The organism is Ruminococcus albus 7 = DSM 20455, from assembly GCF_000179635.2.
Taxonomy (GTDB): Bacteria; Bacillota; Clostridia; order Oscillospirales; family Ruminococcaceae; genus Hominimerdicola; species Hominimerdicola alba.
In genome coordinates, this window is the sequence record NC_014833.1 from 311,614 (window position 1) to 325,253 (window position 13,640).

A 13,640-nucleotide genomic window follows, 5' to 3' on the forward strand; every position below is an offset into this window, starting at 1 on the left:
TAAAGTAAACGTTTTCCAATGTACGAATGATAGGATATGTTAAGAAAAGTATAGTATATACTATTCAAATCCGCGGGCGGTGTGCTATAATGAATAATATTTCGGAAAAAAAGAGGATAGTTTAAGAAAGGCTACGGCCAGGGAGGAAGAATATGTTTCAGCTGAGATGGCTGTGGGCTAACCTGAAAGGCAGCCGTGCGGTCTATATCTGCGCACTGGTGCTTTCGGTTGTCTGCAACGGATTGTATATTGCCACACCATATTTTCAATCAAGAATAATCGATACTTTCATTTCAAATGAGAACGCTGCGGAAAACCTCCGCGATCACAGGGATCTGCTGCTGTGGCTGATAGTCGGAATGATAGGTATAACGTTCCTGCGTACTGCGCTTACCTATACCTGCAATATGTACTACGAAAAAGCATCGCAGTCTATGATATACAGGATACGTACTCACCTGTTCCGCAAGATAGAGAATCAGGATATGGATTTCTATGACCGTTATCGCACAGGTGACCTTATGACAAGACTTACAGGTGACCTGGATATGGTAAGGCACATGGTATCCTGGGTAATAAGCAACTGTGTATCCAGTATCGCGCTGTTTACAGCTTCTATGGTATACTTTTTTACCATAGATTTCCGTACAGCACTTTGCATCATGGCGATGACACCAGCCATATTCATTGTCACCAGACTGTTCTCGCGTCAGGCAGGTCCTGCTTACCGTAAGGTCAGGGAAACATCATCAGCACTTAACACCGCCGCACAGGAGAATATCTCCGGAAACCGCGTTGTAAAGGCTTTTGCAAAGGAAGACTACGAGATAGAAAAGTTCCGTCAGAAGGATGAGGAATACAAAGAATCCAACATAAAGGCGGCTATGGTATGGCTGAAATATCATCCTTTCATAGATATCGCTGCAGGTGCACTGAGCGTTATACTGCTCATGTGCGGCGGATATTTTATGATACGTCAGCATCTGACTATGGGACAGTATGTAGCTATATCAGGACTTTTATGGGCTGTAAGCAATCCCATGAGAAATCTGGGCACGTATGTCAATGACTTCCATCGTTTTATGGCATCAGCGGGCAAGGTCATCGAGATATACTACGAAGCACCGCGTATCGTTGACAGAGTGGATGCAGCTGAAAACAAGGAAAAGCTCCGCGGTGATATAGAATTCAGGAACGTTACCTTCTCAATAGGTGATAAGAAGATACTTGATAATGTCAGCTTCCGCATAAATGCAGGCGAGACCGTTGTCATAATGGGTGAAACAGGCAGCGGAAAGACTACCCTTGTCAATCTTATCCCGAGATTCTTTGACTGCGACAAGGGCGAGGTACTGGTGGACGGCAAGAATGTTCGTATGCATAAGCTCCATACCCTCAGAAGCAGCATAGGCATCGCGACACAGGATGTTCTCCTTTACTCCGATACCATAGATTCAAATATAGCCTACGGTGACAGTGATATGGAAGAAGCTTATGTTAAGCGCTGTGCAGAGCTTTCTGCTGCCAGCGAATTCATAGAGAAGCTTCCGGATAAATATGAAACTATCGTTGGTGAGCGCGGTGTGGGCCTTTCGGGCGGTCAGAAACAGCGTATCTCTCTGGCGAGAGCGATAGCTGTCAGACCTGCTGTGCTGATACTCGATGATACTACATCCGCGGTAGATATGGAAACAGAGCACTATATACAGCAAAGCCTTAACGGCGGACTCGATTTTGAATGTACCAAGATAATGATAGCGCAGAGGATATCTTCATCAAAAAATGCTGATAAGATAATCATACTCGAAAACGGAAAAATAGCCGATATGGGCACACATGAGGAGCTTATCAGACGCAAAGGCTATTACAGACAGATATACGAACTCCAGAGCGGCATAAACTGTGCTGCTGAAAGCGAGGTGACGGTATAATGGCAAGAAATAAGTACGATGTGGATGAACAGCTTGAAAAGCCTTTTGACTTTGCCCACCTGAAGCGTTCATACGTATACATAAAAAAATACAGGAAAAAGATGATACTTTCACTGTTGATAAGTATGGCGGCTGCGGTGTTCGGGCTTATGGGGCCGCTGATAACTCAGCGTGCGCTGGATGTCACTATACCGCAGAAGAATGTAAAGGAGCTTATGCTGCTGGGCGGTGCGCTGCTTCTTTGCACCATACTGGGTACAGTGCTCGGCAATATCCGCGGACGTATCATGACTGTTGTAGGTCAGGATATAATCTTCGATATCCGTGAGGATCTCTTTGCACATTTACAGAAACTTCCATTTACTTACTATGATGATCGTCCGCACGGAAAGATACTGATAAGAGTTATAAATTACGTCAACTCTGTATCGGATATGCTCTCGAACGGTATAATCAATTTTGTCATGGAGATATTGAATATGCTGTTCATACTTGTCTTCATGCTGATAGTCAGCCCAAGGCTGACACTGGTAGCGATGTCCGGTCTGCCCATATTTATAATGGTAATGTTTGCTATAAAGAAACAGCAGCGCAGGGCGTGGCAGGAGGTGTCAAACAAATCCTCAAATATGAATGCTTATCTGCAGGAAAATATCGTCGGTGCAAGGATAACTCAGGTGTTCACCCGTGAGGAGGAAAATGCTGAGATATATGATAAGCTGAACGAAAAATACCGCACTGCATGGATGAGGGCTGTAAAGTACTCTAACCTGGTATGGCCTGCTACGGATAATATATCAACTGCTATAAGAGCAGCTCTTTTCATCGTGGGTCTTCTGGTACTCCCGCGTGAAACAGTATCTCTCGGAGTACTGGCGGCTATGACGGGTTATGCTGGTCGTTTCTGGCAGCCTATAATGAATATATCAAATATAATGAACAACTTCATAAACAATATAGCTTATCTGGAGCGTATATTTGAAACGCTGGACGAGCCTGTCACAATTACCGACAAGGAAGATGCTTCTGAACTTGGGGATATAACAGGTCAGGTAAGCTTTGAAGATGTTACATTTGGCTACGAAGAAGGTATAAACGTACTGGAGCATCTTTCTTTTGATGTCAAGGCAGGCGAAAGTATAGCGCTGGTTGGACCAACAGGTGCCGGCAAATCGACTATAGTATCCCTGATATCCAGATTCTACGATATCAAACACGGCAGGATAACAGTTGATGGTGTTCCGATATCTGATGTTACATTGAAGTCGCTGCGTTCGCAGATGGGTATAATGCTTCAGGACAGCTTTATATTCAGCGGAACTATAATGGATAACATAAGATACAGCAGGCAGGAGGCTACCGAGGAAGAGGTACGTGAAGCCGCAAGAACTGTCTGCGCAGATGAATTCATCAGCCGAATGGATATGGGTTACGAAACTCAGGTAAACGAGCGCGGCAGTAAGCTTTCCGGTGGTGAGAAACAGCTTATAAGCTTTGCAAGGACGCTCCTCAGTGATCCCAAGATACTGGTGCTCGATGAGGCGACTTCTTCGATAGATGCCAAGACAGAGGCTCTGTTACAGAAGGGTATAGAGCAGCTGCTTAAAGGCAGGACATCGTTTATAATCGCACACCGACTTTCAACAATACGCAATTGTGACCGCATAATGTACATTGACGAAAAAGGTATACTTGAAAGCGGCACCCACGATGAGCTTATGGAAAAGCGCGGTGCATATTATGAACTATATACATCGCAGTCAGCGTAGAATCACATATTATAAAGACAGCCCGCGGCGGCTGTCTTTTTTTGCACAAAAAAACTTTGCGGCTTAGTGCAGAGTTACAGCTGATCTTTTATACATAAAAAAGACAGCCGGTGTTATCCGACTGTCTTGTAATTATATCAATTTTATCAGCTCAGGAGCTTCTTGCCCTTTACGTGAGCTGCGATCTTGGAAAGATCTGAAACGTTAACGCTGCCGTCGCCGTTTACATCAGCTGACATGAAGCGAGTGCTGTTGATCTGCTTTTTGCCCTTGATGTGAGCTGCGATCTTACTGATATCTGCAACGTTTACTGTGCCGTCGCCTGTAACATCACCGGGGATATAATCATTCAGTGTAGATTTATCAGCAACCGTAAGTGTGATGCTGGCAACTGCTGTGCCGTTAGCGTTTGTGACTTTGATAGTAGTAACGCCCTTGCTCTTGAATGTTACCTTACCAGTGTTGTCAATGACAGCAACTTCAACATCGCTGGAGGACCAAATGAGGTTGTCAGCAGCTTCTTTGCCGCTTGCAGTAGTCTGCTTGCAGCCGAAGGTGTAGGTCTTATCATTGATAGCCAGCTGAACGCCGCCGGTGAGGACATTGCCGCCCTTGGAGATTATTTCCAGCTTAGCAGCTGCACGGTCGTTATCAATGAATGTTACCTTTGAAGTGTTTTTACTAGCATAGGCCTCTGCGGTAGAGCCGGTGGTTCCGTACAGTGTGATCTTGCCCTTGTCTTTTGCGAATATGACCTTATTTTCAGGGAAAATCACAGAGCCGTTCTTACCGAAGTCAACGCCCTCAAGGCTATGGCAGTCATTGAATGCCTTTTCTTCGATGTATTGCAGACCTTCATTGAGTACAACGTTTTTCAAATTACTGTTTACACAAGCATAAGACTTGATGGTTTTAACGGTACTGGGTACAGCGTAAGTAGGATCCTTCTTGTTGATAGGACGATTGTAGAGGATCGTCATATCTTTGCTGTAAAGTATGCCGTCAACACTCTTATAATTGGGGTTGTTTGAATGTACTCTTATAGCTTCAAGAGGAGTATAGCCGTTCTCCTCGACCTTAGCGTTTCTGAGGTCGATATTGAACATTGACATAGACAGCGATGTTGCTGATGCAGGAATATTGATCACCTGCATACAGAAGTTGTCAGCGAATACCTTGTCACCGATAGATGTCAGGGATTCGGGGAGGGTATATTCGCCGCTTTTAGCGGAAGTTGATCCGAAAGTGTGCAGACGGTTACACTTAGAGAATGCGTAGTCATCAAGCTTGGTGAGAGAACTCTCGGGGAGTAATACTGTCTTGAGGTTGGTATCATTGCTGAAGCAATACTTTGGTATCTCTATAATGTTGGAACCTGAGAGGTCAACTGAGATCAGTGACTTATTATCTGAAAACGTGTATGAGCCAAGGAGTATCTTGTCGCCGTTGGCAGGGGTGCCTATGGTCACCTTTGTAAGTGCTGTCTTTGTGAATGCGTGAGAATTGATCTTTGTAAGGCTGTCAGGGAATGTGGAATTTGCACTGCCACCCTGGTATGTGAATACAGCCAGCTTCTCATCGCCGTTAAAGGCACTGGTGTCGATAGTAGCGAGTGCGGATCCCTTTTCCCAAAGTACCTTTTCAAGCGTTTTGCATCCGCTGAATGCGCTGTTGCCTATAACCGTAACGTTCTTGGGTATGAAAGCTTCTGTAAGGCTTGTGCAGTTCTTGAATGTGGAAGCGTTAATTGTATCTATATGCGAGAATGCAGTCTTGCCTTCTTTGGTGTGAGGCATACTCTTCAGAGATGAGCAGTCTGCAAATGCTGAGTCACGTACCTGCTGGATAGTATCGTTCATGATAACGTCTTCCAGTGCAGTACACTTCTGGAATGCGGAGATACCGATGGTGGATACACTGCCGAGGAACTGGATGTTCTTAAGAGAATTACACTCAGCGAAAGCATAACTGAATATATCGCGTACACCTGTTGGCATAAGGATAGTGTTGTTTGCGTTTCCGCCTTCATTTGAACCAAGCAGACCTTTACACTTATAGAATGCTCTTTCACCTAAAACGGAGAACTGAGAATTCTTGGCAAAGTTTATGTACTTGATAGAAGGACAGTTTTCAAAGCTGCTCTTCTGAACACCGCCGAGAGATGCAGGGAACTGTATTGTATAAGGAAGTACAGTCGCATCACTGGGTGTCAGTGTTTCAAGAGAAATGCAGTCCTTGAAAACGCAGCCACTGGGAGTAGATGACGGCGATTTTTCATTTTTACCAAGTACAGCCAATTTCTTGGATACTACTACGTTCTTCAGTGACTTGCAATCGCAGAAGGTGTTATCATAGAGAGTAGTTACTGCATCCGGTATCTTTATGCTCTGCAGAGAATTACAAGAGTAGAAAGCATTTCCGCCTATATATGTTGCGGGTGAAATATCCACTTGTGTGATACCTTCGCAATTACTAAAAGTACTATTTGAGATCACCTGCCATGTGGACGGAAGAACGACTTTGTTCTTGGTCTTGTTAGCATCGGATCTTGGATACAGTGTCAGTACCCAGCAGCCTCCGAAGGCACCTTCACCAACATTTGTAAGTTTATCGGAAACCACAACATTCTCGAGCTTGAAACAGTTATTAAAAGCAGAAGCAAGGATAGTGGTATTTGCATTTGGCAGTTCAATGCTTGTGAGTGATTCGCATTTATTGAAAGTGGATTTTCCTATGGTAGCGCAGGCAGAACCTGTAGCACCACCCTCAAATGCGAAATTTGTGAGTGCGGTACAGCCGTTGAATGTACCATCGGGTATAATAGTGAAACTTTTGGGCCATGTGAAGTTCTGCAGTGAAGTACATCCACTGAAGAGATTGGTGCCGCACGAAATATCAGCGGTGCCGTTTGGCAGTGTGTTTGAGGTGGATCCGTTAACACTTACGGCAGTCAGGCTGGTGCAGTTTGAAAAAGCAGATATGCCGATATAGGAAATAGTATTACTTCCTCGGAAAAATACAGATTCCAGAGCCTTACAGTTGTAGAAGGCATTGTCATCGATTTTGGTAAGTGCTGCAGGGAGATCCAGTGTTTTCAGCGCTGTATTGCCTGAAAAAGCACTTCTGCCTATGGTTTTGAGATTTGAACCGAACTTGATGCTCTGTATCTCGACCGTACCATTGAAAGCAGATGCATCGATATTAACTATATTGGAAAGATCCAGTTTGGTTCCCGATGTACCCTGCAGGTGGTCACAGTTGCTGAATGCGCTGCTGCCTATGGTATTTATCTTGCTTCCGAAGTTAACTGTCTGGAGAGTTTTACAGCCGGATGCAAAGCTTGCGCCGACATCAGTGATAATGTCATCTGTGAAATTGATGTGTGCAAGGTTAACATCAGCGGTAAGTGATGTGTTGGGCTTTTTCAGGATGACTTTCTTACCTGAAAGGGAACCGCCCGCATACTCGACAATAGTAGATTTCAGTTTGCTGAAATTGATGTTCAGTGTCGATACACTGTCAGAAACGCCAAGACAATCAAATATATTTTTGGGGGTTATCTCGATGTCGCCTGAGCTTGTTTCTGATATAATGACATAGTCCAGCTCCAGCTTAGCTTTTGCAGCGGAAGCTGTTATCGGCGCTATAGGTGAAAAGCCGAAATTCGTGTTTGCGGGTACGCATGATGCTACCATCAGCACAGCAGCTACACCGGCTAAGATCTTCTTTCTCATTTGTTTCTTCCTCCTTCAGGAATGTTCATATGTTATTTTTTTACCCTGAGATCAGGGTATATGTACAGAGTAAGTATAGCACATATTTTACAGTTTTGCAATAGGCTGTATCATTTTTTTTTACTTTCGGTAAATTCCACGATTCGCGTAATATACAGGTGATGCGAAGCATATGATATACCGAAAAGGAGGGCTGCTATATGACAGAAATACAGGGAAGGCATAACGCCATACTGGAAGATCGCAGCAAACTGATGCTGACAGGTGTGAACGATGTTGAGAGATTTGATGAGAATACAGTGGTATTGTATACTCAGCTGGGAGAACTTACTATCAGGGGAGAAAAACTCCATATCAGCGAACTCAGCGTTGAGAACGGAGAACTGAATATTGATGGTGAGATATCCGCTGTTGTCTACGGTCAGCGAGATGCTGTAAAAAAGCTTGGCTTTTTCGGTAAGCTGTTGAGATGACATTGTTTGAAGCTGCAGGGCAGCTGGGTGGGCTGCCCTCCGGGGTCATACTGGGTATGATATGGGGCTTGCTCTCGTTGCCGCAGCTGCACTGTCCCGGGTGGATGCGTTTTATCGGTGATATGCTGGCGGTGCTGATGTTCTCGTTTTGCCTTTTCATACTTGGCGTAGGTATAGAAGGTCATCTGAGATATCCTGTTGCTGCAGGGGCAGCTATCGGTTTCTGTGCAGTAAGATGTTTGTATGCTGTACTCCGAAGCAAGGCAAAATAAAAATACCGTCTGCACATTTATGCGGACGGTATACCTTTTATATCTTATCCCCCTGATACGCGTTCCTGCGAACCATTTCCATGTCGATGCCATTAAGCACACGCCGCTTATCACGGCTCCAAAGCGGTGCTATGAGCTCACTGCGGTCGCCGTCGCCTGTGAGCCTTTCGATTATCACCTTTGGCGGGATCAGTTCCAGCTGGTCGCAGATGATGCCTATATACTCGTCACGTTCCAGTGTGCGGAGATCTCCGCGTTCATACATATCTGCCAGAGAGGTGCCTTTAAGCACGTGAAGCAGATGAAGTTTTACTGCGTGTATATCCAGCTGTCCGATCGTGTATGCCGATCTTCGCATCATATCGGGCGTTTCGCCAGGCAGACCGTTTATCAGGTGTATGCACACATTTACGTCCTCTGCACGAAGAAGTTCGTATGCCTCCAGAAGGTCATTATAAGTGTGACATCGGTTCATGGCGATGGCAGTGCTGTCAAATATTGTCTGCAAGCCCAGCTCTACTGTAAGATATGTGCGTTTTGCAAGGGCCCCGAGCATTTCTGCTTTCTCGCGGTCTATACAGTCGGCGCGTGTGGCGATGCTTAGACCTACTGCGTTATCAAGTTCAAGGGCAGCTGAGAACATTTCTCTCAGTACGCCTATGTCTGCATAGGTGTTGCTGCCTGCCTGAAAGTATGGTATACAGAGTGCATCTGCCCATTTCTTTTCCATAATGGTGCGCACCTGAGAATATTGCTCCTCGATGCTCCTGCGGGGATCACCTGCGAAATTTCCGCTCATCCTGGCTGAGCAGAAAGCGCATCCGCCGATGCCTTTCGTACCGTCACGGTTGGGACAGCCGAGGTCTATATTCAGCGGTACTTTATATACCTTTTTGCCGAAGCGTTTTTTTAGGTAGTAATTATAGCTGTGATAGCGCTTGTTGTCATCGGAATATTCAAATGCATACATCATTCTGAAGGTTCATCTATCGTGGGCGGATCTGTGTCGATGGGGTCCGTATCAGGCTTTGAATCAGGCTCATCTGTGATCGGTGGATCTGTGTCCGGCGGATCGGAGATATCATCCGTATTCTGTGAGGGTTCGGTCCGTACTGTTATGATGGTAGTGGTTGTTGTCACAGGCGGAGCGTTGTTGTTTGTGGTGGTGATATCTTCATCATTTTCGGATGTTGTGAATGTCCTGGAAGTGGAATCCGGTCTTGCTACCGCTGTTGTTCCTCCTCCCGGAGCAGTTTCTGCGTCGGCAGGTTCGGTGAGTGTATTGCCGTCCTTGTCGGTCATTACAGCCTTAGTGGTAACGGCGTTCTCATCACGTTCCTCGTCATCGGGCTCGAATGCATTGTGCTCGGCATCTTCAAGCTGACGTTCACGAAGGATATCATAGTTGCCGCTGCTTTTTTCGCTTATGGTATTTCCGATGCCGTAAAGGAATGATATATGTTCTTCTGCCGATCTCATCTGTTCGGGAATAGGCAGCTCACGGATATATCTTTCTTCAAGTCCCTTTGTAAACTCACCGCTGAGAAAGCTTTTTTTTGTCAGTATCAGTTCTTCCTCACTGCGTATCTTTCCACTGCTTACAGCCAGAAATGATACGGATATGAATATCATAAGTACAGAAAGTACCAGCAGGTTCAGATTATCGTAATGCCCCACACCTGTTTCAAGTGCGAGATATCTCACAGCACGGTCATTTTCCGCGCACTCATCGGGCAGGTCTATCCCGGAGGATTCTGCTCTAAGCTTGCTGAATTGATCTTCCATATTTTCCTCCGTTCTCATACTGCGGCATTTGCAGCTAGTGTTATAACGCTTATTATAAGCACAGCAGCAGTTGCTATGGTCTTGCAGATGCGTATTGTACCATAGGAGCGTTTGCTCTGGGATGAAAGCTTATCCGCAGAACCGGTTATCAGCTTGCGAACAGGCGTACATACAATGCAGAACGCTATTATTATAAGTACGATATTGTTTAGCACAGCATCTCTTACAGCAACGCTGAGGGTGTACTTCACACCTGAACCTATAAGTCCCTTCAGCCATTTGTGGTAGCCGTAAAATCCCTTGAATTCAAGTACTCCGAATATCACAAGGCTTGTAAGTACCAGATATACATACTTGAAAAATACAGGCAGCTTAGCTAGTATAGCTTTAAGGAAAAGCTGTTCCAGCGCCACCAGCAGTCCTGCTGCGAGCCCTACCATCAGGCTTGTGGGCTTTACTGCGTACCAGAGTCCCATAAGTCCGCCGCATATTACAGCTCCGACAGCATTTCGTATCTTTGACTTGCTGTCAGGTATCCCGAGCAGGTCGCTGAAAAAAGCGATAACTGTTGAATTATAACTCTTTACCATGCCCGTGAAAAGTTCGTCAGCTTCGATATCCCTATAGTTTATCGGAAGCATGAATCCTCCCATAAGGCTAAGACCGCGGCTCATATCACAAAGTCCAGTGAATATAAAATAGTACTGTGCAAAAAATGCCAGCATACCCAGCCAGCAGCCAAGTGTGGTTATCTCGCTGCCGTTAAGACCGGCTGCGCGTATCTTGCGGAATACCTCTGAAAGAAGTACTATCTTGCCGAGACCCCAGATCATTTTGTTAAGACCTGCATTCAGCTTGTCTGTGGTTACCTCGCGCTTTCTTATCTGCTTTTCCATATCACCGTAATGCACAACGGGACCCGCACACATCAGGTGGAAGGATACCATATAAGTCATTATACAGAATACGTTTTTTTCAGCCTTTATCTTGCCGCGGTATACATCGGATACGTATGAGAACCCTCTAAGCGCGTAGTAACCTATACCCACAGGCAGTATCAACGCATCCATTCCAAGCTTTGTTCCCTCAAACAGGTAATTGTTGCCGAATATCAGCAGCAGCGCTGTATTCATCAATCCGTCGGCTGCGGTGACGACAGCTGCAGCAGGGCGGCTTTTCTTTCGCAGAGAATCAACAGCCAGGCCGAATGCCCAGTCTGCTATCAGTGAAAGAAATATCAGACACAAGGCAAAGGGTCTGCCCCAGCTGAAAAACAGCAGCGATGTGATTATCAGTATCATATTCTTATATTCTGAACTTCTGTCCAGCATGGATAATACTGCCGAAAGCGGAAATAGTCCGAACAAAAAAATGAGGTCTGTGTAAGTCAAGTTATTTTCTCCTTATATAGCAAGTTCAATTTAACTGAACTCAAAATGTCGTTGATCAGTTGCCGCATCCTATTGCCGATGATAAAAGGCAGTGCGCATTTGCTGCCGATTTTACGCGGCTTATAGCGATCGCGTCTGCAAGATGATACGGCTGTGATATAGTCTATTTACATTTTAGCACACTTCACAAAATTAGGCAAGTGAATTTATAAAGAAAATCTAAATTTTTATTTTTTTAACCATCATATATTGCAAAATATTAAAAGTGTGTTATAATATTATCATATAGAATTATGATAGTGCGCCTATCATATCGTGAAGACACGATACATCCGGTTTATTATTGATGCAGACTATGGCACTGACAGCCTGCGTGGCGTCTGTGAGGGGAGAGGCGCGTTCTGGAAGGGGAGTGACAGAGATGTCATCAATACTTGTTACAGGTGCCAGCGGCATGATAGGTCAGTATCTGACGTCAAGTCTGCTGCACAAAAAACATCGTGTCTATGCGGTCGATTCAAAACCGAATGATTTTATTGGGTCAGATCCCAATTATAGCTTCGTACAGTGTGATATCACAGATAAAAAGACAGTAAGCGAGATAATGGATAACAACCATATCGATGTTGTTGTTCATCTGGCAAATTCAGTTGATAATGATATCGATCCGCTTATAACGGATGCTGAGATAAGGAAGAGCAAAGCGACCGATAAATATATCTATGCTGCGGCAGCAAAAAGCGGTGTCGGATGCTTCGTGCTCCTCAGTACCACAGATGTATACGGATTGCAGAAGGGCAGGGAACCTATCAGGGAAACTATTGCTGAAAAGGCTTTTACCTACTATTCTGAAATGAAGCTCACCAGCGAGAAGCTGATGGAGAAGGCTTTCAAAAAAAGCGATATCATAGAGGTAGTCGCAAGGGCGGCACCTGTCTACGATGCCGAGCATACGGATAACCTCCACGCACACGTCTATGACAACAAAGAAAATGTAGGCTATGTTTTTGGTGATGGCGATTACGGATATACTTTCTGCTGTGTATTCAATCTGATAGATTTTATAAACGGCATAATCTCTGTGCCTCAGGGCAGATACGGCGGTGTGTATAATGTCTGTGATTCCAGGCAGACTAACGCCCATGAGATAATCGAGTATGAAAAAGAACGTCACCGTATCGGTGCGGTCATACAGCGTTCACCCGGAAGTGAAAAAGCCATGCTGTTCAATAAGGGCAAGATGAGAGCGGATTATCGTTATTTTGATCCTACACTCACCTATAACAATTGGCTGTTCGATAATACCCGCGCCAAGCGTATCGCGCCCATGAGGTGGAATCTCGGCAATACCAAATAATAATGTATCCAAGGCACTCCTGTTTATCGGGGGTGCTTTTTCGTTAATGACCATACCTGATAATTATAGTATACTTTTTTGAAAAACAGGCGAAAACGGACGGAAATCTTTATGACATAATTTTATTAAGTGTGGTAATGAGTATACAAAAATTAGGTGAAGAATTATGCATATCTACAAAGCTGCCAAGTTGACTGTGCAAAATCTTGACAAGTACACTTGGCAGTGATATAATACAGTCATACCAAGTAAACTTGGCAGAATACCAATAAAACTGTGCATATCAAGATAGGAAGATGACTATGGATAAAGAAAGAGTATTGGCAATGAGCCGCGAAGAATATGAATATGAAGACTTAGCTGAAAGGGAAGCGTGCGAAAAAGGTGCTATTAAAACACACGCGGTGTTGTTCTATATTTGTATAGGGCTGTTTGTTCTGGATTTTTTGTTTGCTCATCATATCAATGCTGGGTACCTTTTGATAACAACACTGGACAATGCGATCAAATATAGAAATAAATCAATAATTTCCAAAAAGAAGAAAGATTTGATCTGTTTTGTGCTGTTGACAGTGGCTTTGTTCGTAGATTTGATAGTAATAGCCATATTTTATTATGTTGACACAGTTATGCCAACAGGTTTTATACGAAGAATTTGATGCTATGGACGAAACACTAATTCTGAAAAACCACCTGAAAGAAGCTCGCGCAGAAAAGAGGATATCTCAGGGGGCACTTGCGAAAATGGTGGGCGTATCGAGAAATACCATAAGCTCCATTGAGACAGGGCAGTTTTCCCCTACTGCGAAACTTGCACTTATAATATGTATAGCCCTGGATAAAAAATTCGAGGAGCTGTTTTACTTTGATTGATGAAAAATCCCTTTCCGTACTGCGGACGGGGATTTTTTTGACGTATTATGATATT

At 44.5% G+C, this 13,640-nt stretch carries 11 protein-coding genes; 7 read left to right on the forward strand and 4 right to left on the reverse strand.

Annotated features, from left to right (window positions below):
• The first annotated feature begins 152 nt into the window (after positions 1–152).
• Both RUMAL_RS01530 and RUMAL_RS01535 read left to right on the forward strand, forming a co-directional pair.
• Positions 153–1,931 carry an ABC transporter ATP-binding protein gene (locus RUMAL_RS01530; protein WP_013497053.1) on the forward strand — a complete coding sequence of 593 codons (1,779 nt, stop codon included), beginning with the start codon at positions 153–155 and terminating at the stop codon, positions 1,929–1,931.
• The gene (locus RUMAL_RS01535; protein ID WP_013497054.1) at positions 1,931–3,700 is read left to right on the forward strand and encodes an ABC transporter ATP-binding protein; all 1,770 of its coding nucleotides are present in this window, start codon (positions 1,931–1,933) and stop codon (positions 3,698–3,700) included. The genes RUMAL_RS01530 and RUMAL_RS01535 overlap by 1 nt, the downstream gene beginning before the upstream one ends.
• 146 nt (positions 3,701–3,846) lie before the next feature.
• On the opposite strand, the gene RUMAL_RS01540 is transcribed toward RUMAL_RS01535, so the two are convergent.
• Positions 3,847–7,434, reverse strand: coding sequence for a leucine-rich repeat protein (locus RUMAL_RS01540; protein ID WP_013497055.1), 3,588 nt, complete (start codon positions 7,432–7,434; stop codon positions 3,847–3,849).
• A 200-nt stretch (positions 7,435–7,634) separates the two neighbouring features.
• On the opposite strand from RUMAL_RS01540, the gene yabP reads away from it, so the two are divergent.
• The gene (gene yabP / locus RUMAL_RS01545; RefSeq protein WP_013497056.1) at positions 7,635–7,907 is read left to right on the forward strand and encodes a sporulation protein YabP; all 273 of its coding nucleotides are present in this window, start codon (positions 7,635–7,637) and stop codon (positions 7,905–7,907) included.
• Positions 7,904–8,179: a hypothetical protein gene (locus tag RUMAL_RS01550; protein ID WP_013497057.1), complete on the forward strand. Its 276-nt coding sequence runs from the start codon at positions 7,904–7,906 to the stop codon at positions 8,177–8,179. Before yabP ends, RUMAL_RS01550 begins: the two co-directional genes overlap by 4 nt.
• Before the next feature lie 37 nt (positions 8,180–8,216).
• On the opposite strand, the gene mnmL is transcribed toward RUMAL_RS01550, so the two are convergent.
• The 3 genes from mnmL to RUMAL_RS01565 are packed head-to-tail and all read right to left on the reverse strand — an operon-like array spanning position 8,217 to position 11,355.
• Positions 8,217–9,152, reverse strand: coding sequence for a tRNA modification radical SAM protein MnmL/YtqA (gene mnmL / locus RUMAL_RS01555; protein WP_013497058.1), 936 nt, complete (start codon positions 9,150–9,152; stop codon positions 8,217–8,219).
• Positions 9,149–9,964 (reverse strand): hypothetical protein, encoded by an 816-nt coding sequence (locus RUMAL_RS01560; RefSeq protein WP_013497059.1) that lies wholly within the window; start codon positions 9,962–9,964, stop codon positions 9,149–9,151. The genes mnmL and RUMAL_RS01560 overlap by 4 nt, the downstream gene beginning before the upstream one ends.
• A 14-nt stretch (positions 9,965–9,978) precedes the next feature.
• Positions 9,979–11,355: an MBOAT family O-acyltransferase gene (locus RUMAL_RS01565; protein ID WP_013497060.1), complete on the reverse strand. Its 1,377-nt coding sequence runs from the start codon at positions 11,353–11,355 to the stop codon at positions 9,979–9,981.
• Positions 11,356–11,776: 421 nt separating this feature from the next.
• Here RUMAL_RS01565 and RUMAL_RS01570 point away from each other — a divergent pair, with 421 nt between their 5' ends.
• From RUMAL_RS01570 to RUMAL_RS01580, 3 genes are all read left to right on the forward strand, one after another.
• Positions 11,777–12,712 (forward strand): NAD-dependent epimerase/dehydratase family protein, encoded by a 936-nt coding sequence (locus tag RUMAL_RS01570; protein WP_013497061.1) that lies wholly within the window; start codon positions 11,777–11,779, stop codon positions 12,710–12,712.
• 302 nt (positions 12,713–13,014) lie between these two features.
• On the forward strand, positions 13,015–13,371 hold the full coding sequence (locus RUMAL_RS01575; RefSeq protein WP_013497062.1) for a DUF6442 family protein: 357 nt from the start codon (positions 13,015–13,017) through the stop codon (positions 13,369–13,371).
• A 4-nt stretch (positions 13,372–13,375) separates the two neighbouring features.
• Positions 13,376–13,585, forward strand: coding sequence for a helix-turn-helix transcriptional regulator (locus tag RUMAL_RS01580; protein ID WP_013497063.1), 210 nt, complete (start codon positions 13,376–13,378; stop codon positions 13,583–13,585).
• Positions 13,586–13,640 lie beyond the last annotated feature (55 nt).

What these genes read in the sequence shown, in the direction of transcription:
- RUMAL_RS01530 (WP_013497053.1), top strand. Translation starts at nt 153, where the DNA reads ATGTTTCAGCTGAGATGGCTGTGGGCTAACCTGAAAGGCAGCCGTGCG.
- RUMAL_RS01535 (WP_013497054.1), top strand. Translation starts at nt 1,931, where the DNA reads ATGGCAAGAAATAAGTACGATGTGGATGAACAGCTTGAAAAGCCTTTT.
- RUMAL_RS01540 (WP_013497055.1), bottom strand. Translation starts at nt 7,434, where the DNA reads ATGAGAAAGAAGATCTTAGCCGGTGTAGCTGCTGTGCTGATGGTAGCA.
- yabP (WP_013497056.1), top strand. Translation starts at nt 7,635, where the DNA reads ATGACAGAAATACAGGGAAGGCATAACGCCATACTGGAAGATCGCAGC.
- RUMAL_RS01550 (WP_013497057.1), top strand. Translation starts at nt 7,904, where the DNA reads ATGACATTGTTTGAAGCTGCAGGGCAGCTGGGTGGGCTGCCCTCCGGG.
- mnmL (WP_013497058.1), bottom strand. Translation starts at nt 9,152, where the DNA reads ATGATGTATGCATTTGAATATTCCGATGACAACAAGCGCTATCACAGC.
- RUMAL_RS01560 (WP_013497059.1), bottom strand. Translation starts at nt 9,964, where the DNA reads ATGGAAGATCAATTCAGCAAGCTTAGAGCAGAATCCTCCGGGATAGAC.
- RUMAL_RS01570 (WP_013497061.1), top strand. Translation starts at nt 11,777, where the DNA reads ATGTCATCAATACTTGTTACAGGTGCCAGCGGCATGATAGGTCAGTAT.
- RUMAL_RS01575 (WP_013497062.1), top strand. Translation starts at nt 13,015, where the DNA reads ATGGATAAAGAAAGAGTATTGGCAATGAGCCGCGAAGAATATGAATAT.
- RUMAL_RS01580 (WP_013497063.1), top strand. Translation starts at nt 13,376, where the DNA reads ATGGACGAAACACTAATTCTGAAAAACCACCTGAAAGAAGCTCGCGCA.